The following is a 21,325-nucleotide window of genomic DNA, read 5'->3' as shown; positions in this document are numbered from 1 at the left end:
TGCCCATTTTCTGGCGGTCCCATACCGGCATTGCGATTTGTGACCGGGTCCATGCGGGTGGCGTGAACGCAATATCCGCAGCTCTTAGACTGAACCGGTGGCAGCAGAATCTCCCCGCCCGGTCCTCGTCGTCGACTTCGGCGCCCAGTACGCCCAACTGATCGCGCGGCGGGTCCGTGAGGCGCGGGTGTATTCCGAGGTTGTCCCGCACACCGCCAGCGTCGAAGACATCAAGGCCAAGGACCCGCAGGCCATCGTGCTGTCCGGCGGGCCGGCCAGCGTGTACGCCGAAGGCGCGCCGCAACTCGATCCCGCGTTGTTCGACCTCGACGTTCCGGTTTTCGGCATCTGCTACGGCTTCCAGGCCATGGCCCAGGCGCTGGGCGGCACCGTCGAACACACGGGGACCAGCGAATACGGGCGGACCGAGCTGAGGGTCTCCGGTGGCGACCTGCACTCGGAGCTGCCCGAGATCCAGCCGGTGTGGATGAGCCATGGCGACGCGGTCACCGCCGCGCCGGAGGGCTTCAACGTCATCGCGTCCAGCGCGGGTGCGCCGGTTGCGGGGTTCGAGAACCGCGCCCGCCGGCTTGCCGGCGTGCAGTATCACCCCGAGGTGTTGCATTCCCCGCACGGTCAGCAGGTCCTCAGCCGGTTCCTGCACGAGTTCGCGGGCATCGGGGCCACCTGGACCGCGGCCAACATCGCCGAACAGCTCATCGAAGCGGTGCGCGCACAGATCGGTGACGGCCGCGCCATCTGTGGGCTGTCGGGTGGCGTCGACTCCGCCGTGGCGGCCGCGCTGGTGCAGCGTGCCATCGGTGATCGGCTCACCTGTGTGTTCGTCGACCACGGCCTGCTGCGGGCGGGGGAGCGGGCGCAGGTGCAGCGCGATTTCGTCGCCGCCACCGGCGCCAACCTCGTCACGTACGACGCCGCCGATCGCTTCCTGGAGGCTCTGACCGGGGTGACCAACCCGGAAGGCAAGCGCAAGATCATCGGCCGTGAGTTCATCCGGTCGTTCGAGCGTGCGGTGCGAGATGCGGTGGGAGCCAACGACGGTGACGTCGAGTACCTGGTGCAGGGCACGCTCTATCCCGACGTCGTCGAATCCGGCGGCGGCAGCGGAACCGCCAACATCAAGAGCCACCACAACGTCGGCGGGCTGCCCGATGACCTGAAGTTCAAGCTCGTCGAACCCCTGCGGCTGCTCTTCAAGGACGAGGTGCGTGCCGTCGGCCGCGAACTCGGGTTGCCCGAGGAAATCGTTGGGCGTCAGCCTTTCCCGGGTCCCGGGCTCGGCATTCGCATCGTCGGCGAGGTGACCGCGCAGCGGTTGGACACGCTCCGCCGCGCGGATGCCATCGCCCGTGAAGAACTCACCGCCGCCGGCCTCGACCACCAGATCTGGCAGTGCCCGGTGGTGCTGCTGGCCGACGTCCGATCGGTCGGGGTGCAGGGCGACGGGCGGACCTACGGCCATCCGATCGTCCTGCGGCCGGTGTCGAGCGAGGACGCGATGACCGCTGATTGGACCCGCGTGCCTTACGAAGTGCTGGAACGGATTTCGACCCGGATCACCAACGAGGTTCCCGAGGTCAACCGCGTGGTGCTCGACATCACCAGCAAGCCGCCTGGCACGATCGAGTGGGAGTGAATCCCGGCGTTCTGCTACTGCTCGGCCGCTTTCTCGACGTACTCGGTCAACATCTGACTGACCACCGACTCGATGGTCGATTCGATCGAAGACGCGAGGGTCGCGCTGACCGCCGCGACGGCCTGCGTGCGAAACCGCACCAGCATCGTGATCAGTTCGGCCACTTCGGTGTCGGCAGGCAACGAAGCGCCGGGCTTGATCTTCTCGGCCACCTGGTCGACGCCGGCCCGCACCAGGATCGAGCTGATCTCGTCGAGGTGCGGCACGACCTGCTCGTGAATGTCGATCAGGGTGTCGATCCCGACGCCGTACTGCCGGATCTCGTTGAATGACTCGATCAGCTTGGGACGCACGATGATCGCGTCGCCGTCGTCGAGCTTGATGACCCCGTTGCCGACCAGCCGGTCGAAGGCGGCGTCGTCGTCGATCAGCCGCTTGCCCTCGGCGAGCGGCATCCGCTGCGACTTCTCGGTTGCCCAGCTGCCCGCGATCGCGTCCTCGAGCCCGAGCACATCGCCGATGTCCTTGCCCTGCTCCCAGGCCGACAGCATCTCGTGGACATGGGCGATGTTGTAGCCGCGATCCAGCATCGACGTGATCAGGCGCAGCCGCGTCAGGTGGGTGTCGTTGAACAGCGCGATACGGCCCACCCGCAGCGGCGGGTGCAACAAGCCGCGATCGCGGTACACCCGGATGTTGCGGGTGGTGGTCCCGGCGAGCTGCGCGAGCTCGTCGATCCGGTATTCGCCGGAAGCCGCGACACCGTCCGGATGGACCGCGGCGTCGAACAGCTGCGACACCGCACTGTCGATGACATCTCGGGAGCCGCGGCGTACCCGCCGCAGGATCTGCGAGATCGCACCTGCCTGTTGCCGAGGCTGCTTGGCGGCAGGCATCAGGGCGATGAGGTGATCGCGGCCGGTGTGCTGTGCGCGGATGCCAGGTCTGACGCGTCCCGTACCACTGCGTCGTAGTCGCCGAACCGGAAATCCCGCATCTGTCGAAGATACTGCGTGGCGAATCCGGGGTACATCGAGGCGTTGAATCCGTCGGCGGTCAGGTACCAGCTGTTGCAGCCCGACATCCACGTGGTCTTGGTCAAGCGCTTCTGCAGCTTGGCGTTGTACCGCTGCTGCACCTCGGCACGCACGTCGAGGTAGCGCAGATTGTTGCGCAGGATCGTCGTGATGGCCGTGACGGCGTAGTCGATCTGGCCCTCGACGTAGACCAGCAGCGAGTTGTGGCCAGGCCCGGAATTTGGTCCGGTCATCAGGAACAGGTTGGGATAGCCGTGCGCATTGATGCTCTTGTAGGCCTGTGCGCCACCGGACCATTCGTCGGCCAGTGAGCGTCCACCCAGGCCGGTCACCGGGTACGGCGGGCCGGTCAGGTGCACGTCGTAGCCGGTCGCGAACACCACGGCGTCGAGGTGGTGCTCGATGCCGTCGCTCGTGCGGATGCCCACCGGGCTCATGGTCGCGATCGGCCAGTCGATGAGCTTGCAGTTGTCGCGCTGCAGCGCCGGGTAGTAGTCGCTGGAGACCAGCATGCGCTTGCAGCCCGGGGTGAAGTCCGGGGTGAGCTGCCTGCGCAGCCACGGATCGGAGACCTGTCGATTCAAGTGCGCCTTGCCGAGCCGGGCGACCAGCCCGGTGAGCGGAGTATCCCAAACCATCGCGGTGGCGCTGGCCTCATGACCCCAGAACAGGATTTGGCGGGCCAGGTGTTGAACCGCAGGGACTTTCGAGAACAACGTGCGCGCGGCGGGTGGCGTCGCGATGTCCAGCCGCGGGATCACCCAGCCTGGCGTGCGCTGGAACACCTTGACGAAGCCCGCGGTCTTGACCAGCTCCGGGATTATCTGGACGGCGCTGGCGCCCGTACCGATCACGGCGACCCGCTTGCCCGTGAAATCGTAGTCGTGATCCCAACGGGCGCTATGGATCTTGTGACCCTCGTAAGTGTCGAGACCGCGGATGTCGGGCCATTTGTGATCCGGCAGGGGGCCGGACGCCAGCACGACGGTGCGGGCCCGAAAACTCTTGCGGCCCGTCGTCTTCACGGTCCACACCCCGTCGGCTTCGTCGAAGGCCAGGCCGCTGACCTCGACGCCGAACTGGATGCGCCTGCGCAGGTCGAAGGTGTCGACCATGTCCTCGATATGCCGGCAGATCTCGTCGGCCGGAGAATAGGCCCGCGACCAGTCCGGGTTCTTGACGAACGAGAACGAGTACAGCAGCGATGGAATGTCGCATGCCGCACCGGGATAGGTGTTGTCGCGCCAGGTGCCGCCGACGCGATCCGAGCGGTCGAGGATGACGAAATCGTCGACTCCGGCCTCGGTGAGCTTGATGGCCGTGCCGATCCCGGTGAACCCGGCGCCGACGATCAGGGTGTCGTACGTGTGCATGTCAGGCCGCCGGCTCGTGGGTCAGCTCCTTGAACCATGATGGGATCGGTTTCAGCAGTTTCGTGGGATACCGGTCGGAGGCCCACACCATCGGATTGGCGACCCAGTGATAGGGATTTCGCGGGTTGACCACCATGCGCGAGTGCAGCTTCAGCAGCTGATAGCTCGGGACTCGCCAGGTGTACTCGGCGCGGCCGCCGAGTTCCTTGAACCGCATCATCGCCTTGTAGAGCTTCTCGGGTTGCAGGCCCATGTCGACGATGTTGTTGCGCATGCGGTTGAGCAGCGGCACGTACATCAGCGCGCCGATGATCACACCCGGCGAGGCGATGTTGCCGACGAACTCGACGGCCAGCCGGCGCACGTTGGCGTGGCCGATCATGTTGAGCACCTCGAAATCGACAGCGATGTGCCGGGATTCGTCATTGTTGATCTTCTCGAAGACCTGATGGCAGACCGGATCATGCACCTCTTCGAGCAGGAACTTGAGCAGGGCGCCGTCGAGTGCCACCTCGAGCATCGGGATGACGGTGCCGAGGACGGACAGCGGCATGTCATCGGCGTAGGTGTCCAGCCACTCGATGGCCAGGCGGATATTGACGTTCGGCTCGGGCATCTCGTCGCCGTCGAGCATGCCCCAGCGCTTCATGAGCGCGAGTTCGGCGTTGGCGTGGCGTTGCTCCTCGGCGTGGAAGTAGCGGTAGATCTCCGCAATGGTCGGTGTGGGTGCCTTCTTGGCCAGCGCGGCGAACCCGCGGGCGCCGACATTTTCGATCCAGCACAGATCGGCCATGAAAGCCTTGAGCTTCGGCCGGAATTCGTCACTGATGGTCTCCGCGCCCGGTGCGTCCCAGTCGATGTCGGCCAATGCCCACTGGCGGTCCTTGATCTTCGCCAGCATTCGGTCCATGTCCATGGCCATCGCTAAACCTCCTGAGAGCCGGTGATGCGGTTGGTGAGGCCGACGGCGCGGGTGTATACCGTCGGCGTGAGTCGTTTGATGCCCCAACCGATTCGGGCATCGGGTTGTGGCATGCAGTACAGCCCGCCGCGGTCGTTGGTATCCAGGCACATGCGGGCTACGCGCGGTGCCGAGAATCCGGTCCAGCGCATGAGTCGGTCGGCCAGATCGCTGGATTGCTTTGTGATCCGGCCTGATTGCACGATGTTGGTCTTGACGAAAGTCGGGCACAGCACGGTGACGTTGATGCCCGTGCCGGCGAGTTCGGCGGCCAGTGTCTCGGACAGCGACAACGTGCCGGCCTTGCTCACGTTGTAGGCGGCCATCCCGGGTGCGGCGCCGAACGCGGCGGCCGATGCGACGTTGATGATGCCGCGCGGTTGTCCGGTGTCGGCTGCGCGCAGGATCGGGGTGAACACGTGGCAGCCGTGGATCGGGCCCCACAAGTTGATGCCGAGAACCCATTTCCAGTCATCGAGTTCGATGCTGCCGATCGGCATTCCGCCCGCACCGACCCCGGCGTTGTTGATGACAAGCGACGGTGGGCCGCCGAACCAGTCCTGGGCGTCATTGGCAAGTTTGACCACGTTGTCGATCAGCGACACGTCGCAGTGCATCGCCGTGGCTTGCCCGCCGTCGGCGACTAGCGCCTCGGCCGTCGTTCGCGCGGCCTCCTCGTCGATGTCGCTGCACACCACGCGGCTGCCGCGGGAGGTTAGTTCGGACGCGAACGCCGCCCCGATACCGCTGCCCGCACCGGTGACGACGGCGTTCGCCTCACGGCTGCGTTTGGGACCGCTGCCGAAGATGTTCATCCGGCCTCGGGCCTTAATCGAGCGCTACGGGACCGGACCGATCCCCGTCGGGGCACTTCCGGCATGCCGACCTCCTCGTCGATGCGTGCAACGAGTACATCAGCAATTGGTGACATTTGTCAATGTCAGCATTCGGGAGTGCTTGTATGCCGACCGGACGATGGCCGGTCAGCGGGTCGGATCCCCGCGCCAGCGAAAACTGTTGACGTACTTGCCCATATCCAGGGCCAGCTGCAGATTGGCGCCCGAGGGCTTGCCGATGCCGGACTGCGGCCCGAACTCGTGGTACGGGCCAACGGCCGAGGCGATGAGCGCAAGGTTGTTCTTGATCGCCACCATGACGATCACCCGCATGCGCATGTAGTTGCTCGTGGCGCCCTGCGGCCAGCAGTCCGCGACCAGGCCGTAACCCGGCTGGTATCCGACCATCGCGTTGGGGATCTCGTACGCGGTCTTGGTGTCCGGGAACGTTTTCTCGACAAGCGAATTGGCGATTTCCTGCGGCGTCCGGTTGCCTGCGGGCTCGCTGAACAACTGCATCATGCCGCCGTCGCCGCCGGTGAACTCCGCCGTCACACCGGAGGCCGCGGTGGTGACGTTGTATGCCGCGCCGGAGACGGGATAGGACACCGAGAAGCTGCCGTCCTGCGCGGTGAACACCGGGTTGATCGCGACGGGTTCCCCGGTCGGAGGCTGTCCGCAGTCCGGGGGACACATGTACCGCGCCGGTGGCTTGCTAATCGAGCCGGACACCCATACGAGGAGTCCGGCGACCACCGCGATTCCGGTGCCCCAGATGGCCAGCAGCTTGAGCGCCGAGGCCCGTCGCGTCGGTTTCGCCTGGTATGTCCCTACCGGTACCGCATACCCGGGAAAGAATGCCGGTGTGCTCACGGTGTCTCCGGGCGCCGGTCACGCACCGGCCGGTTCTCGCGGCGTTCGGTACGCGAGGAGCGCGACGACGCGCGGGTGGCCGCGCCGCAGTGGGCGCAGAACGCCATGTCGGGTACGACATGGCCGCACCGCGGACACAGGATGGGTTGATCGGACGCGATCTCGTCGTGGGCCTCGTGCAGCAGGGCCAGATGCAGGCCGACCCGCAAGGTGAACAGGGCCACCAGCGCGACCGCGAGATGCACTGTCAGCTGCAGCCATTGGGGCACGCGTGCGACGTCTACCAGTCCGATTCCGGCATAGACGGCGAGCACGGCGATACCGCAGCCGAGCAGGACCGCCCGCACATAGCCGGGGTGTTGGTTGACCTTGCTCGGCGGCCGGGTGAACCACAGTGCCGCACCGATCAGACCGCCGACGGCGGCCGCGGTCAACGGCATTGCGACACCGCGGATGCCGGCCTCCACCAGCAGGCCGGACATCGGACGGTTACGGGCCACCATCCCGGTGGTGAGTTGGGGGGCCAGTCGCGTCAGCGTGGCCGCCGCGGTGAACGCGGTCGCGCCGAGGGCACCGATCATGAACCCGTCCAACGACTCCCGGGTCGGCGGCCGCAGCAGCCGGATCACCACGGCGGGCACCAGCATGAGGATCAGACCGCCAAGCGGTACGCCGAGGCCGTTGCGGAGTATCCGGTATCCCGTTATGCCCGAACCCAGCGGGACACCATAGGACCGGGCCATCATCGCGCCGGTGAGAATCACCCAACCGACACCGAGCGCGATACCCAGGACCGCGGTGAGCGCGAGCGTGCTTCTGGGGAGATCGCTGAACGCGTCGGACTCCCACAGGTAGATCAGGAACAACAGAGGCAGACCCAGTGCGGCGACGGCGATCAGGGCCGCGGGCAACCGCAGTAGTGCGCAGACGACCAGGCCCGCCAGCAGGACGGCGAGTAGCACCCGGAACGGCGTCCGGGCCCGATGCGACAGGTGCGGAAACAGCGAGCTGGTGATCGACGGCTTCAGCAGGTGTTCCTCGGGCGCGACGCAGGATGCGGTGACGCGCAACCATTCCGGCCCGTCGCCCGGCTCTTCGTTGAGGTGCACGCCGCACAGGCCGCAATACTTGCCCGCGGGAACGTCGACCTTGCAGACCCGGCACTCGGTGGTGGGGACGGCGTCTTCTTCGGGGGTATCGGGTGTTTCGGTCATCGGTTCGCCCTTTGGAGCGCGAGAAGGTTCTTGGCCAGATTCTCCACGTCCGGCGTACCCAGCCCGGTGGCCATGTCATAGCCTGGCCCGGCGCTGGCCACCGCGTTGCCACCGAGCGTGACATCCCGGAACGCCGGGAACGGAGCGCCCGCGGCGATGCGGTAGAGCTGCGGGTTGAGATCACCGATCAACCGGCCGCCGTTCTGGGTCAGGTACTGGTTCATGACCGCGGCCAGGCCCGCCCAGATGGGGGCCGACTGCGAGGTGCCGCCACCTACGAGGTTCTTCTGGTTGAACACGATCCGCACACCGGTGAACGGATCGGCCACCGCGGCGATGTCGGGAGTCAAGCGGCGCCCGGCGTTTTCGTCCGTCACACCCGGACCGGAAACGGCGCGTTGCCATTCCGGGCGATCGAACAATGCGGACGCACCACCGCCGGTGCCAAGCGACAGCGGCACGTCGAACCAGGCCTGCTCACCGAGCCACGCGCCGTCGGCGGTGGTGGACAGCGTGGTGCCGCCGACATCGGTCATCTCCGGCAGCGACGCCACCGAGTCAAGGCCGATGTCATCCGCGCCCGGCGGTGAGGACCAGTCTTGTCCGCCTTTGCATTCCAGGCCGGCGAGGTCACCGCTGGCGTTGAACGCCGTGGTCCCGCGCGCATGGGCGGCGGATAGTGCGGACCGTACCGGGGCGAGATCGGCAGCGGTCAGCAGTTTGTCGCAGCCCCAGCCGATCGAGAAACTCCACACCGCACCGGGAAACTGCTGATCGGCCGATTCGAGCATCTGGCCGATCTTCTCGTAGGCTCCGTCGCCTTGGACGGTCGGCCGCGCGTTGATGACCACTTTCCGTGCGTCGGGCGCGATGGCATGGGCGACTTCGAGATCCATCGTGGTTTCACCGCGCGGTTCGCCCGGCTGACCGCCCACGAGGACGGGATTCAGCGGGGGCAGATTCCACAGCGTCGTGAAGCTGTCGAGATCGGCTTGGTCGTACCCATCGAACGCGAAGATCACGATGGTGGTGCCCTTGCCGGTGTAGCCCTGGGCCGCCAGCCCGTCGGCGTTGTAGGTCTTGAGCAGCCCGCTGGGCGTCAAGCCGCGATCCGGAACATCGAGCGGCAGGATCCACGGCAGCGACATCTTGTGTGGCGTGTAGCCGAGTATGCGGCCGAGCTCGTTGACCTCGCCCTGCAACACATTCGGCACGGCCGGCTGGTGCGGTGAGGCGTAGAACACCTGGCCTTGCTGGCCTCGATAGTCGTGGATGGCCACGTCGAAGGCGTCGGCGACGCGATCCGGTGCACCCTCGACGATCGCCCAGGTGTGGCCGGGACGCCAGCGGACGGACATTCCGTGCTCGTCGGCCCACCTGATCAGGGCGTCTGGCCGGTTGGCGCGGTGCAGTGCGGCGGTGAGCTGCACCGGACCGCGGTGGGTCGGGCCGAGATCGGTTGAGGCCGCGAGTAGATGGGCATACGGCCCGTCGATCACGGCCGACGTGCCAGGTGTCTGCGCTGCCCGAAGGTCAGACGCCAACACCAGTACGCCGGCCGTGATCAGAGCCAGTAGCCAGTGGTTGGATACTGCGCGCACGTCGCGTTGTCCCGCGACCGTGCGGGCTTAGTTGTCGCCGGGAGGCGCGGTGGGGGCCGGGGGCGCGATCACCGTGGGCGAGAACGGGTTCGGGCCGCCGGGATCGAGGCGCGGGGCCTTCTCGGTCGGCTCGACCGGCGGCGGCGGAGCGGCCGGCGTCGTCGTAGTCGTGGTGGTGGTAGTGGTGGTCGGCGTCGTCGTCTCGGGTGCCTCTTCTTCGGTACCGCACGCCGCGGTGAACGCGATCATGCCCATGACTGCGGCACCGCCTGCGATGACGGTGAGCCGACGCCTCAACTGCCCTGACTTCATCTTGTCCTCACTGTCCCCCGAAGTTACAAAAGCTGGCCATGCGAATCGCTTTGCGATTCCCAATATCTGCAACGCACGCATGCACCAAAACCCATCCCGAGCAGGTTCTGGCGAACGAACTCTAACTTAATGGCGGGTTGGCCGCAGAGGCATTACCGCGGGCATTACCAATCGGTGACGTCCGGGCCGTCCGCGGCTTGACGGTGTCGGACGCCCGGTGTTTACTCGAGCCATCGAACATATATTCGAACATGGGCCGGGTCTGATGGTGCGGGAGGTGTTGGTGTGACGGCTGCGACAAGCCTTGATGAACGCCTGCGCACCCGTGCTGAACAGGTAGAACACCTTCGCCGCAAGATTGCGTCGGTGTCGGGGAAGGTCGGCCAGGCGCACCGCGGGGTCTCGGGCTCCGATGACCTTCTCGACGATCAAGAGTCTTTGCTGCAGGCACCCGATGCGCTGGCGGGAACTTTGCCGGTGCCGTTGCCGACGGCGTTGCCGCGCGGGACGGTCGCGGTTGCGGCGGGGGCGCGGTCGTTGACGCTGGGCATCGTTGCGGCGGTGACGGCTGCGGGTGGGCATGCCGTGATCGTCGGTCAGCCCGATGTCGGGCTGCTGGCGGCGGTGGAGATGGGTGCCGATCTGAGCAGGCTTGCGGTCATCCCGGATCCCGGCGCCGACCCGGTTGAAGTCGCCGCGGTGCTCATGGACGGGATGGATCTGGTGGTGCTCGGGCTAGGCGGACGCTCGGTGCCGCCGAGCCGGGCGCGCGTAATGGTGGCGCGGGCCCGGCAGAAGGGCTGCACGCTGGTGGTGACCGACGGGGACTGGCATGGCGCGTCCACCCGATTGGAGGCCAGGGTCTGCGGTTATGAGGTGACCGGTGCGGGCCGGGGCGCGCCCACTCCCGGGCGCGGCCGGATCGGGCGGGTCCGGCTGGCCATGCAAGGTAGAGGCCGGTCCTTCGGATCGGCGCGCGCGGCAGGCGGATAGACCATGCCCGCGGGTTCCAGGGTGCTGGCCTTGTGGTGCATGGACTGGCCTGCGGTGGGCGCGGCCACCGCGGCGGGCCTTTCGCCCACCGCCCCGATCGCGGTGACGTTGGCCAACCGGGTCATCGCCTGTTCGGCATCGGCGCGGGCGGCAGGTGTGCGGCGCAGGCTGCGCCGACGCGAAGCCCAGGCCCGCTGCCCGGAGTTGCACGTCGTCACCGCCGATCCGGCGCGGGATGCCCGCCATTTCGAGGGTGTGACGGCTGCCGTCGACGAGCTCGTCCCGCGCGCGGAAGTACTGCGGCCGGGTCTGCTGGTGCTGTCGGTGCGCGGGGCTGCCAGGTATTTCGGATCCGAACCGGCGGCAGCCGAACGGCTTGTCGACGCGGTCGCCGCGGTGGGGGCGGAGTGCCAGGTCGGTATCGCCGACCAGTTGTCCACTGCCGTCTTCGCGGCCAGGGCGGGCCGCATCGTCGAACCGGGGCAGGATGCGCCGTTTCTGTCCGACCTGTCCATCCGGCAGCTGGCCACCGAACCGGCCCTGGCGGCTCCCGGCCGAGAGGATCTGGCAGATCTGCTGTGGCGGATGGGCATCCGGACCTTCGGCAAGTTCGCGGCGTTGTCCCGCACCGATGTCGCCTCCCGGTTCGGTACGGACGCGGTGGCGGCGCACCGGTTCGTTCGCGGTGAGCCGGCGCGGGGTCCGTCGGGCCGGGATCCGGCGGCCGAACTCGACGCGGTGATGAACTGCGACCCGCCGATCGAGCGGGTGGATGCCGCTGCCTTCGCCGGCCGCTCGCTGGCCAGTGCCCTGCACCGCAGCCTGGAGTCGGCAGGCGTCGGATGCACCCGCCTGGCCATCCACGCCGTCACCGCCAATGGTGAAGAGCTGGAACGGGTTTGGCGCTGTGCCGAACCGCTGACCGAGGACGCCACCGCCGACCGCGTGCGCTGGCAGCTCGACGGCTGGCTGAATCGGCGCACCTCCGAGCGGCCCAGCGCCCCGATCACGGTGTTGCGGCTGCGTCCGGTCGAGGTGGTGTCGGCGGGTGCGCTGCAACTGCCGCTGTGGGGTGGTGTAGGTGAGGAGGACCGGTTGCGGGCCCGACGCGCACTGGTGCGGGTTCAGGGGCTGCTCGGTCCGGAGGCCGTGCAGGTACCGGTGCTCAGCGGTGGGCGCGGGCCCGCCGAACGCATCACCTTCACTCCGTTGGGGGATGAGCCGGTGCCGCGCGCAGACCCACGGCAGCCCTGGCCGGGTCAGCTGCCCGAGCCCTCGCCGACCGTACTGCTCGATGATCCGGTGGAACTGCTTGACGCGCAAGGTAATCCGATTCGCGTCACCAGCCGGGGGATGTTCTCTGCCGATCCGGCGCGGCTGTCAGGCGCAGGCAAACGCGGTGGCAGGCTGCGCTGGTGGGCTGGGCCGTGGCCGGTCGACGAGCGGTGGTGGGATCCCGAGAACCGGGGTGTGGGCCGCACCGCCCGCGCCCAGGTGCTCATGGGCGACGGCGAGGCCGGTTTGGCGATGCTGCTGTGCTACCGGCAGAGGAGGTGGTACTTGGAGGGGGTCTACGAGTAATCGGGAACGCCGAACGTGAACCTGTGTGCGACTTTCCGGGCCGGGTGTCGACAACAAGTTCACGTTGGACGAAGAGAACCAGCGAACGTACCCACCCGGTCGATGAACCGGTCGAAGAACGCCGCCGGGTCCACGTCAACGCCAATCAGCGCGTTGGGTTTGCGTGCCCAGTGCCCGCGCCAGTCGGCCACCGTCATACCGCGGGTCAGTGTCCCGGTCAGTTCGACGTCGACAGTGGTCTGGCGGTACTGCACGAGGTCGGGATCGAGTGCGACCGCCGCGGCCAGCGGATCATGCAGGTGGGCGAGATACCCGTCGCCGGTGTCGAAGTGGAACTCGAAGTAGAACCGCATGGAATCCTCGAACACGCAGATCAGCGGGTTGGCCGAGGTCGAAAGCGTGCCTCGCTCGTCGAGCACGCTCATCGTCGCGGACGTGGCCCCACCGGCTGCCGCCAGCCGATTCAGCAGTGCGGGCGTCATCGCGATGTTCTCGGTGAGGTTGAGGCCAAGCACGATCGGCACGTGGCCCGGGTCGTCGAGCCCCCAGGCGGTGCCCCAGCCGCCGAAAACCTCGGCCGCCGACTCCGGGTCGACGCTGATGTTCCATTCCGAGACCGGTGTGGTGTTGCCGCGGTAGTCGAATGCACCGCCCATGATCACGAGCCGGCGCAGCAGTTTGGGCAGGCCCGGCTCGATCCGCATGGCCAGCGCGAGATTGGTCAGCGGTCCGGTCGCCAGTCCGATCAGCTCACCCGGATACGCGCGCGCCGCGCGCACCCACGCTTCGGCGGCGTCGTAGTCGGTGAGCGGCAGATCGCTGGCAGGCAAGCGCGCGTAGCCGAGGCCTTGCGGGCCGTGGGTGTCCTCGGCCGTGCGCAGCGGCGCCTTCAACGGCTGTTCGGCGCCTTTGGACACCGGAATTCCCGTTGCCCCGCACAGCTCCAGCAGCCCGAGGTTGTTGACGCAGACCTGTTGCACCGGAACGTTTCCCGCGGTCGACGCGATGCCGACGAGCTCGGCCTCGGGGCTGGCCAGCAGGTACACCAGGGCCATCGCATCGTCGACGCCGGTGTCCACATCGGCGAAGACGGGTAACGGAGTATTCACTTCGCCCAGCCTAGAGCGAGACTAAAATTCTCCACCGAGGAGGCGACGACGATGACTGGTCGGGTTGTGCACTTCGAGGTGCCCTTCAGTGACGGCAAGCGTGCGAAAGACTTCTACCAGCAGGTGTTCGGCTGGCAGGTTAACGAATATCCCGAGATGAACTACACGGGTGTCGCGACCGGCCCGGTGGCCGAATCGGGAATGCCCGCCGAGCCCGGATACATCGGTGGTGGCATGTTCGAACGTGAACCGGCGTATCCGCAGGGGCCGGTGATCACCATCGACGTGCCGAGTATCGATGCCGCGCTGGAGAAGATCCGGTCGCTCGGCGGCGAGCAGGTCGGCGAGAAGACCGCGGTGGGAGAGATGGGGTTTGCGGCCTACTTCAAAGACACCGAGGGCAACGTCCTGGGTCTGTGGGAGACCGCCGCACAGTCCTGAGCCTCACTGCTCGACAAGCCGCAGGCCGATCAGGCCCACCACGATCAGCGCGATGAACGTCATCCGTAACGGGCTCAGTGCGTCGCTGAACAGCACCACGCCCGCGATCGTCACGCCCACCGCGCCGATTCCGGCCCATACGGCGTAGGCGGTTCCCACCGGCAACTGCTTGACGGCAATCGCGAGGATTACGAAGCTGGCCGCCGCGGCGGTCACGCACACCACGCTCGGCCACAGCCTCGTGAAGCCGTCCGACTGTTTGATGGCCAGCGCCCAGACGATTTCCAGTAGTCCGGCGAAGATGAGCAATGCCCATGCCATCGTGGGTCTCCCTCGTGTCAGGCGTTGTAACCGCCGTCGACGGTCAAGGTGGTGCCGTTGACGTACTGCGCGTCGGGTCCGGCGAGATAGGCGACCGCAGCGGCGATCTCGTCGGCGCGCCCGTAGCGGCCGAGGGGAATGTTGGGCAGGTCGGCGATGGCGTCGTCACTGTCGGCCGGGTTCATCTCGGTGTCGGTGTTGCCTGGGTGAACGACGTTGGCGGTGATACCTCGGGGCCCGAGATCGCGGGCCAGGCCGCGGGCCAGCCCGGCCACCGCGGCCTTCGTTGCCGAGTACAGCGTCACACCGGGATAGGGCACGTGATCGGCAAGGGTGCTGCCGATCGTGATGATCCGGCCGCCCTCGCCCATAACGGCCGCGGCGGCCTGGCTGAACAAGAACGGCGCGCGAATGTGCAGATCGATGGCCTGGTCCACCTCGGCGGCGCTGACCTGATCGAGGGGACCGTTCGGAAACACCCCGGCGTTGTTCACGAGGATGTCGAGGCGCCCGAACGCCTCGATGACGGCGTCGACCGCCTGCCGCGCTGCCTCGGGCGCGGCGCTGTTTGCCTGCAGCGCAATAGCTTTCGAACCTGCCGCGGTGATCTCGTCGACCACGGTGGCGGCCCGCTCGGGCGAGGAGTGGTAGGTGATGGCGACATCGGCGCCCTCGGCCGCCAGTCGCCGGGCGATCGCTGCGCCGATCCCGCGGCTGCCTCCGGTGACCAATGCGGCTTTCGACTCCAGCGACATGACCGTCTCCCATCAATTTTGTAATGGACACTACAAATATAGACTCTTCATATGTCCCGTCAACCCACGGCTCGCCGCGGCCGGCCCCGCGCATTCGACCGCGGCACCGCACTCGAGGCGGCGATGGACGTGTTCTGGGAGCGGGGCTACGAGGGCACGCGAGTGAGCGATCTGACGAAGGCGATGGGCCTGAACGCCCCGAGCCTCTACGCCACGTTCGGCTCCAAGGAGGACCTGTTCCGGGAGGCCGTCGCGCATTACAACGCGCCCGACCGCTCGCCGACCACGATCGCGCTGCAGCGGCCGGGGCCCGTCCGTGACGCGGTCGAGGCGATGCTGCGCGACAACGTGCGCGAGTACGCCGACCCCGACACCCCGCCGGGCTGTCTGATCGTCCTGGCCGGGATCGCCTACTCGGCCGAGACCGAGGTGTTGCGCGACCTGCTCAGAAGCTGTCGAGACGAAGACCGCGCCCGGCTGCTCGGCCGAATCCAGGGCGGAATCACGGCAGGTGAGCTACCCGCCGATCTGGACGCGCAGCGGCTCGCCTCGTTCCTCATGACGGTGCTGCACGGGCTGTCCATCCAGGCGCGCGACGGCGCCTCGCGCGCCGACATGGAAGCGGCGGTGGACATGGCAATGCTGGCGTGGGACCGCACCGTCGACGCCGCCGCCGGGCGCGCTACCAGTGCAGGCCCGGCACCATCCGTGCCGCGCGCTTGACCGGGCGGGCTACCGAACGCGGCACGCGCAACGATCGGCCCGACCGAGTGGGCCGTTTCGGCCTGCGTGCCGGAGCCGTTGCGCTGCTTGTGGTTTCGGAGGGGGTCAGTCCGCGCGCCGCCGCCGAATCGGGGTAGCCGAGGTAGAGCTGATGCAGCACCCGACGGGACAGCTTCGGGGTCAGGTAATTGCCGAAATCGGCGAGTGTGCCCAGCGGGGTGTCGATGCGGGGCGGCTTTTCGACCAGGCCCCGCACCACCATCGCCGCGGCGTGCTCGGCCGAGATCGGCGGCACCGGGTTGAGCCGGCGCGACGGCGCGATCATCGGCGTCTTGACCAACGGCATGTGGATGTTGGTGAACGTGATGTGATCGGACAGGGTTTCGGTCGATACCACGTCGGAGAACGCATCCAGTGCGGCCTTGCTGGGCAGATACGAGCTGTACTTGGGGGTGTGCGCCTGCACGCCGGCACTCGACACATTCACCACATGGCCGAAGCGGCGTTCGCGCCAGTGCGGCAGCAGGGCAAGCACCATACGAACCGCGCCGAAGTAGTTGACCGCCATGACTCTTTCGTAGTCGTGCAGGCGGTCGGTCGAGTTCACCACCGACCGGCGGATCGACCGGCCGGCGTTGTTCACCAGGTAGTCGACATGACCGAATCGGCCGAGGATGTCCTTGACAGTGTGCTCGACCGACGCGGAATCGGTTACGTCACACGTGAATGCGTACGCCTGGCCGCCGCGTGCGCGGATCTCGGCCACCAGATCGTCGAGCGCCTCGGCGTTGCGGGCCAGCGCGAACACGCACCCACCCCGCTCGGCCACCGCGATCGCCGAAGCCCGGCCGATGCCGCTGGAGGCCCCGGTGATGATGACGTGCTTGCCGACCAGCGGCCCGGCCGGATCGTCGCGCCGAGCCCGGTCGGGGTCGAGGTGTCGCGCCCAGTACTCCCACAGCCTCGGTGCGTAGGAAGCGAACTCGGGAACCTCGATTCCGGTGCCGCGCAACGCCTCGACGGTGTCGTCGGCGGTGAACGTCGGCATCAGATCCACGACATCGAGCACCTCTCCGGGGATGCCGAGCTGGGTGGCCACGATGTTGCGCAGTGCCTTGACCCGGCCTCGTGCCTTCACCACCGGTGCCGCGGTTGCCCGCGGCAGCGACCCGCGCAGCGGCGGCAGCCCGGCCGCTTCGGCAACACCGCGGTAGATTCCGCGAAGGCCAATGGTTTTCGGCGCCGTCAGGTGGAACGTCTGACCGTCACGGTTCTCGGCATGCATCAGATGGACCATGGCATTGACGACGTAGTCGACCGGCACGATATTGGTGCGGCCGGTGTCGGGCAGCATCATCGGGGTGAACTTGGGAAGGCCGGAGAGGGCGGACAGAACGCCGAAGAAGTAATACGGGCCGTCGATCTTGTCCATCTCACCGGTCATCGAGTCGCCGACCACCACCGCGGGCCGGTACACGCGGTAGCGCAATCCCTTCGCGGACCGCACGAGCATCTCGGCCTCGAACTTGGTCTGGTGATACGGCGTCGGCAAGTCCTGCGCGACATCGAAATCTTCTTCGGTGAACACGCCCCGATAGGTGCCTGCGACCGCGATGGACGACACGTGGTGCAACGTCGCATCCAGGCGGCTGGCCAAAGAAATCACCGCACGCGTGCCATCCACGTTGGCGGCCCGCTGCTCGGATTCGCCGACGGTGATGTCGTAGATCGCCGCGCAATGCACCACGTGGGCGACGTTGCCGAGCTCGGCGATGTCGGCGTCGGTGAGTCCGAGATCGGCCGCTGTCAGGTCGCCGACCAGCGGTTTCACTCGCTCATCCCAGTCCTGGGCCAAGTTCTCGAACCGGGTCAGCGATTCCCGGCGAACGAGCACCCAGACCTCGGCGTCCGGCTGCTGCGTCAGAATCCGCGACACCACACGGCGACCAATAAACCCGGTACCGCCGGTAACGACATAGCGCATGCGAGACATGGTGGCCCCATATCGGGCAAACGTCAACTGGGGCTGACAGCCGAGCGGCTATCGTCCGACGCATGCCCATCAACCCGAATGCCATCGGTGAAAAGACTGACCCGCAACACTTCGCATGGACCGACCGGGACACCCTGCTGTATGCGCTGGGCGTCGGTGCCGGCACCGACGATCTGGCGTTCACCACCGAGAACAGTCACGAAATCGAGCAGCAGGTATTGCCGACGTATGCGGTGATCGCGTGCTCCCCGTTCGCCGCGGCGCTCAAGATCGGCACCTTCAACTTCGGCATGCTGTTGCACGGTTCGCAGGAGATCCGGCTGTTCAAACCGCTTCCACCGGCCGGAAAGATGACCGTGGTGTCCGAGGTTGCCGACATCCAGGACAAGGGGGAGGGCAAGAACGCGGTCGTGATGCTCAAGGGCATCGGCACCGACCCCGACAGTGGCGAGGTCATCGCCGAAACGCTCACGACGGTCGTGATCCGCGGCGAGGGCGGATTCGGCGGTCAGCCCGGCCAGCGGCCTGCCGCTCCGGAGATCCCCGACCGCGGACCCGATGCCCGGGTGGCGCTGCCCACGCGCGAGGATCAGGCACTCATCTACCGGTTGTCCGGCGACCGCAATCCGTTGCACAGCGACCCTTGGTTCGCCAAGAATCTCGCGGGCTTTCCGAAGCCGATCCTGCACGGGCTGTGCACCTATGGGGTGGCCGGGCGGGCTCTGGTGGCCGAACTAGGTGGCGGGGACGCGACGAAGGTGAGTGCGGTGGCGGCGCGGTTTACCTCGCCGGTGTTCCCGGGCGAGACGCTGACGACGTCGATCTGGCGCACCGAACCGGGCCGGGCGGTGTTTCAGACCGAGGCGGCAAGTCCGGACGGGTCGGGGGCCCGGCTGGTTCTTGAGGACGGCGCCGCCGAATTTCACTGAAGCGCTGCTGAGCAGGACCCTACGTTGACAGGATCGGTTTCACTCGGTCGCACGGCCCCGTGCGGGAATGGTGGGTGACACGTGGCAAAGCTGAAGTTGGTCGTCGGATATCTCGCCACCCCGGGTGGTGCTGACGCGTTGGCCCTTGCTGTCCGGTTCGCGAGAACGCTGGATGCCGAGGTCGAGATCTGCATCGTGCTGCCGCCCGATACGCGGCTGCCGGGTCTCGTGCCGAAGGGCGGCTACGAGGATGTGCTGGCCGACCAGGCGAAGGGCTGGCTCGACGAGGCGCTGGCCAACGTGCCCGATGACGTTGTGGCTCATGGTCATCTGAGTTTCGACGAGTCGTTCACCGACGGCCTGATTCGCGAGGCGTTGCGGCTGGAGGCACGAGCCATCGTGGTCGGTGGATCAGGTGGTGGTCTGGCCGGCAGCTACTCGTTGGGGTCGGTGGTCAACGAACTGTTGCACTCGTCGCCGCTGCCGGTCGCGGTGGCGCCCCGCGGAACCCGGGATTCCAAGGTCGAGCGGGTCAGGGAGGTCACCTGTGCGATCGGCCAGCGCAAAGGTTCGGATCTGTTGCTGGACACGGCTGTCCGCGCGAGCCGGGCCGCGGGCACACCGCTGCGGCTGGTGTCGCTCGTCGCACTCGATCCGACCTTCGGTTCACTGCGTTCCGACGACGACGCGGTCCGCGGACATGCGCTCGCGCACGCAGAGGAAACGCTGGAGGCCGCCAAGAGTGAGCTCCCGGAGGGGTTCCCCGTGACCTCGACTATCGTGAACGGTCCCACCGTCGAGGCCGCGGTGAACCAGCTGGAATGGCACGACGGTGACGTCATCATGGTCGGGTCGAGTCGGCTGAGCGCGCCCCGGCGGATCTTCCTCGGATCCACCGCGGCGAAGATGCTGCGGGTGTTGGATGTGCCGATGGTTGTTGTGCCAAGGGACGAGTTGAAGGACGGCGAGGAGCGGCAATGACGGAATCCGCATCAGAGTCTGCGTCGCATCGCGAACTGGAGACCGCGGAGCAGTCTGCCGGGCTGGTCTCCAAAGGACTGGCATCGGGTAAGGTCGGCACGTTTTCGGGTGCCATCCTTGGCATCTCGTCGGTCGCGCCGGGCTACACCCTTACCGCCAGCATCGGCCTGATCGTCGCGGCCGTCGGCCTGAAGATGCCTGCGATCCTGATCGCGGGCTTCATCCCGATGTTCCTGACGGCATACGCCTACCGGGAGCTGAATTCTCGCGCCCCCGACTGCGGTGCCTCATTCACGTGGTCCACCAAGGCATTCGGGCCATACGTCGGGTGGATGTGCGGCTGGGGCATGGTGATGGCAACCATCATCGTGCTGTCCAACCTTGCCGCGATAGCCGTCGAGTTCTTCTATCTGTTCATCGCCAGGGTTACCAACAACCCGTCGATCGCCGACCTCGCCGGCAACAAGGCCGTCAACATCATCACGACTCTCGTGTTCCTGGCGATCGCGACCGCGATCGCGAGCCGGGGCATCACGACCAGCGAGCGCGTGCAATACGTGCTGGTCGGATTCCAGATGGTGGTGCTGTTGGCGTTCGCGATCATGGCGTTCGTCCATGTCGGCCGCGGTGATGCACCGGCCGGGCTGTCGTTCGACTTCGACTGGCTGAACCCGTTTACCGGACTTGCCTTGAGTGCCTTCGCGATCGGCGTGACGGGATCGATATTCGCGTTCTGGGGCTGGGATACCTGCCTGACCCTGGGGGAGGAGTCGAAGGATCCGACGAAGGTCCCGGGCCGCGCGGGGCTGTTGTGCGTGCTGTCGATTTTGGCGACCTATCTGCTCATCGCCGTCGCGGTGATGATGTACGCCGGGGTCGGCGAAGCCGACCTCGGGCTCGGCAATCCCGACAACGCCGACAACGTGTTCGCCGCACTGGCCGACCCGGTGCTTGGCACCGTGGCCGGGCCGCTGCTGTTCCTGGCCATCCTGGCCTCTTCGGTGGCCAGCCTGCAGACCACGTTCCTGCCTGCCGCGCGGGCGATGCTGGCGATGGGTGCCTACAAGGCCTTCCCGGCTCGGTTCGCCGAAGTCAGCCCGCGCTATCTGGTGCCCAGTTTCGCGACGATCACGGCCGGTGTGGTCACGGGCGTGTTCTACACCGTGGTGAGCGTGCTCTCGGAGAGCGCGCTGCTGGATACCATTGCGGCCCTTGGCATCATGATCTGCTGGTACTACGGCATCACCGCGTTCGCGTGTGTCTGGTACTTCCGCCGCGAGCTGTTCGCGAACGTCCACAACGTGGTGTTCAAGCTCGTGTTCCCGTTGCTCGGCGGCATCATGCTGGCTGCGGTGTTCGTGATCGCCATCGGCGAGAGCATGAACCCGGAGAACGGCAGCGGCGCCGCGATCGGCGGTATCGGCCTGGTGTTCTTCATGGGCTTCGGCATCCTGCTGCTCGGTGCCGTGCTCATGCTGATCTGGCGCTCACGCAGCCCGGAGTTCTTCCGCGGCGAGACGCTGCGGCATGACACCCCGTCACTCGTGGAGTAGGTGCGGCAACGCCGAGACCGACGAAATGGCTGCTACCGCAGAGGTTTTGCAGCCATTCCGTCGGCATCGAGGAGAAGTACTC

Annotated in this window: 20 protein-coding genes; 8 read left to right on the top strand and 12 right to left on the bottom strand. The window is 66.9% G+C overall.

The window, feature by feature from the left end; translation table 11 throughout:
• Positions 1–97 precede the first annotated feature (97 nt).
• Positions 98–1,657, top strand: a complete 1,560-nt coding sequence (guaA, locus tag ACRCUN_RS04430; RefSeq protein WP_462140442.1) for a glutamine-hydrolyzing GMP synthase — start codon at positions 98–100, stop codon at positions 1,655–1,657.
• Between the two features lie 14 nt (positions 1,658–1,671).
• Here the strand turns inward: guaA and ACRCUN_RS04425 are convergent, their stop codons facing one another.
• The 8 genes from ACRCUN_RS04425 to ACRCUN_RS04390 form a co-directional block, all read right to left on the bottom strand.
• Positions 1,672–2,553 (bottom strand): MerR family transcriptional regulator, encoded by an 882-nt coding sequence (locus ACRCUN_RS04425; RefSeq protein WP_462140441.1) that lies wholly within the window; start codon positions 2,551–2,553, stop codon positions 1,672–1,674.
• Positions 2,553–4,067, bottom strand: a complete 1,515-nt coding sequence (locus ACRCUN_RS04420; RefSeq protein WP_462140440.1) for a flavin-containing monooxygenase — start codon at positions 4,065–4,067, stop codon at positions 2,553–2,555. The genes ACRCUN_RS04425 and ACRCUN_RS04420 overlap by 1 nt, the downstream gene beginning before the upstream one ends.
• A 1-nt stretch (position 4,068) precedes the next feature.
• Complete coding sequence (locus ACRCUN_RS04415; RefSeq protein WP_462140439.1) at positions 4,069–4,989, bottom strand: ferritin-like domain-containing protein; 921 nt, start codon at positions 4,987–4,989, stop codon at positions 4,069–4,071.
• A 2-nt stretch (positions 4,990–4,991) separates the two neighbouring features.
• Entirely contained in the window at positions 4,992–5,843 is an 852-nt protein-coding gene (locus ACRCUN_RS04410; RefSeq protein ID WP_462140438.1) for an SDR family NAD(P)-dependent oxidoreductase, read from the bottom strand.
• Positions 5,844–6,011: 168 nt separating this feature from the next.
• On the bottom strand, positions 6,012–6,737 hold the full coding sequence (locus ACRCUN_RS04405; RefSeq protein ID WP_462140437.1) for a hypothetical protein: 726 nt from the start codon (positions 6,735–6,737) through the stop codon (positions 6,012–6,014).
• The gene (locus ACRCUN_RS04400; protein WP_462140436.1) at positions 6,734–7,951 is read right to left on the bottom strand and encodes a zinc ribbon domain-containing protein; all 1,218 of its coding nucleotides are present in this window, start codon (positions 7,949–7,951) and stop codon (positions 6,734–6,736) included. Before ACRCUN_RS04400 ends, ACRCUN_RS04405 begins: the two co-directional genes overlap by 4 nt.
• Entirely contained in the window at positions 7,948–9,552 is a 1,605-nt protein-coding gene (locus tag ACRCUN_RS04395) for a S53 family peptidase (protein WP_462140435.1), read from the bottom strand. The genes ACRCUN_RS04400 and ACRCUN_RS04395 overlap by 4 nt, the downstream gene beginning before the upstream one ends.
• A gap of 27 nt (positions 9,553–9,579) precedes the next feature.
• Entirely contained in the window at positions 9,580–9,864 is a 285-nt protein-coding gene (locus ACRCUN_RS04390) for a hypothetical protein (protein WP_462140434.1), read from the bottom strand.
• Positions 9,865–10,149: 285 nt separating this feature from the next.
• On the opposite strand from ACRCUN_RS04390, the gene ACRCUN_RS04385 reads away from it, so the two are divergent.
• On the top strand, positions 10,150–10,857 hold the full coding sequence (locus tag ACRCUN_RS04385; RefSeq protein ID WP_462140433.1) for a DnaE2-dependent mutagenesis accessory factor ImuA': 708 nt from the start codon (positions 10,150–10,152) through the stop codon (positions 10,855–10,857).
• 3 nt (positions 10,858–10,860) lie between these two features.
• Positions 10,861–12,438 carry a DNA polymerase Y family protein gene (locus ACRCUN_RS04380; protein WP_462140432.1) on the top strand — a complete coding sequence of 526 codons (1,578 nt, stop codon included), beginning with the start codon at positions 10,861–10,863 and terminating at the stop codon, positions 12,436–12,438.
• A 59-nt stretch (positions 12,439–12,497) separates the two neighbouring features.
• Here ACRCUN_RS04380 and ACRCUN_RS04375 read toward each other — a convergent pair whose 3' ends face one another.
• Positions 12,498–13,547 (bottom strand): nucleoside hydrolase, encoded by a 1,050-nt coding sequence (locus ACRCUN_RS04375; protein WP_462140431.1) that lies wholly within the window; start codon positions 13,545–13,547, stop codon positions 12,498–12,500.
• Positions 13,548–13,598: 51 nt separating this feature from the next.
• On the opposite strand from ACRCUN_RS04375, the gene ACRCUN_RS04370 reads away from it, so the two are divergent.
• Positions 13,599–13,988 (top strand): VOC family protein, encoded by a 390-nt coding sequence (locus ACRCUN_RS04370; protein ID WP_067842766.1) that lies wholly within the window; start codon positions 13,599–13,601, stop codon positions 13,986–13,988.
• A gap of 3 nt (positions 13,989–13,991) precedes the next feature.
• Here the strand turns inward: ACRCUN_RS04370 and ACRCUN_RS04365 are convergent, their stop codons facing one another.
• Positions 13,992–14,309 carry a DMT family transporter gene (locus ACRCUN_RS04365; RefSeq protein WP_462140430.1) on the bottom strand — a complete coding sequence of 106 codons (318 nt, stop codon included), beginning with the start codon at positions 14,307–14,309 and terminating at the stop codon, positions 13,992–13,994.
• 17 nt (positions 14,310–14,326) lie between these two features.
• Positions 14,327–15,064, bottom strand: coding sequence for an SDR family NAD(P)-dependent oxidoreductase (locus ACRCUN_RS04360; protein ID WP_462140429.1), 738 nt, complete (start codon positions 15,062–15,064; stop codon positions 14,327–14,329).
• 51 nt (positions 15,065–15,115) lie between these two features.
• Here ACRCUN_RS04360 and ACRCUN_RS04355 point away from each other — a divergent pair, with 51 nt between their 5' ends.
• Complete coding sequence (locus ACRCUN_RS04355; RefSeq protein WP_462140428.1) at positions 15,116–15,787, top strand: TetR/AcrR family transcriptional regulator; 672 nt, start codon at positions 15,116–15,118, stop codon at positions 15,785–15,787.
• Here ACRCUN_RS04355 and ACRCUN_RS04350 read toward each other — a convergent pair.
• Positions 15,747–17,771 carry an SDR family oxidoreductase gene (locus tag ACRCUN_RS04350; protein ID WP_462140427.1) on the bottom strand — a complete coding sequence of 675 codons (2,025 nt, stop codon included), beginning with the start codon at positions 17,769–17,771 and terminating at the stop codon, positions 15,747–15,749. The genes ACRCUN_RS04355 and ACRCUN_RS04350 overlap by 41 nt on opposite strands.
• A gap of 71 nt (positions 17,772–17,842) precedes the next feature.
• Between ACRCUN_RS04350 and ACRCUN_RS04345 the strand changes: the two genes are divergently transcribed.
• The 3 genes from ACRCUN_RS04345 (at position 17,843) to ACRCUN_RS04335 (ending at position 21,243) form a co-directional block, all read left to right on the top strand.
• Entirely contained in the window at positions 17,843–18,709 is an 867-nt protein-coding gene (locus ACRCUN_RS04345; protein ID WP_462140426.1) for a MaoC/PaaZ C-terminal domain-containing protein, read from the top strand.
• A gap of 90 nt (positions 18,710–18,799) precedes the next feature.
• Positions 18,800–19,690, top strand: a complete 891-nt coding sequence (locus ACRCUN_RS04340) for a universal stress protein (RefSeq protein ID WP_462140584.1) — start codon at positions 18,800–18,802, stop codon at positions 19,688–19,690.
• Positions 19,687–21,243, top strand: coding sequence for an APC family permease (locus ACRCUN_RS04335; protein ID WP_462140425.1), 1,557 nt, complete (start codon positions 19,687–19,689; stop codon positions 21,241–21,243). Before ACRCUN_RS04340 ends, ACRCUN_RS04335 begins: the two co-directional genes overlap by 4 nt.
• The last annotated feature ends 82 nt before the right edge of the window (positions 21,244–21,325 follow it).

It is taken from the genome of Mycobacterium venezuelense (assembly GCF_054919535.1).
The sequence above is the reverse complement of the archived record's forward strand: the minus strand, read 5'-3'. Positions and strand labels throughout refer to the sequence as shown.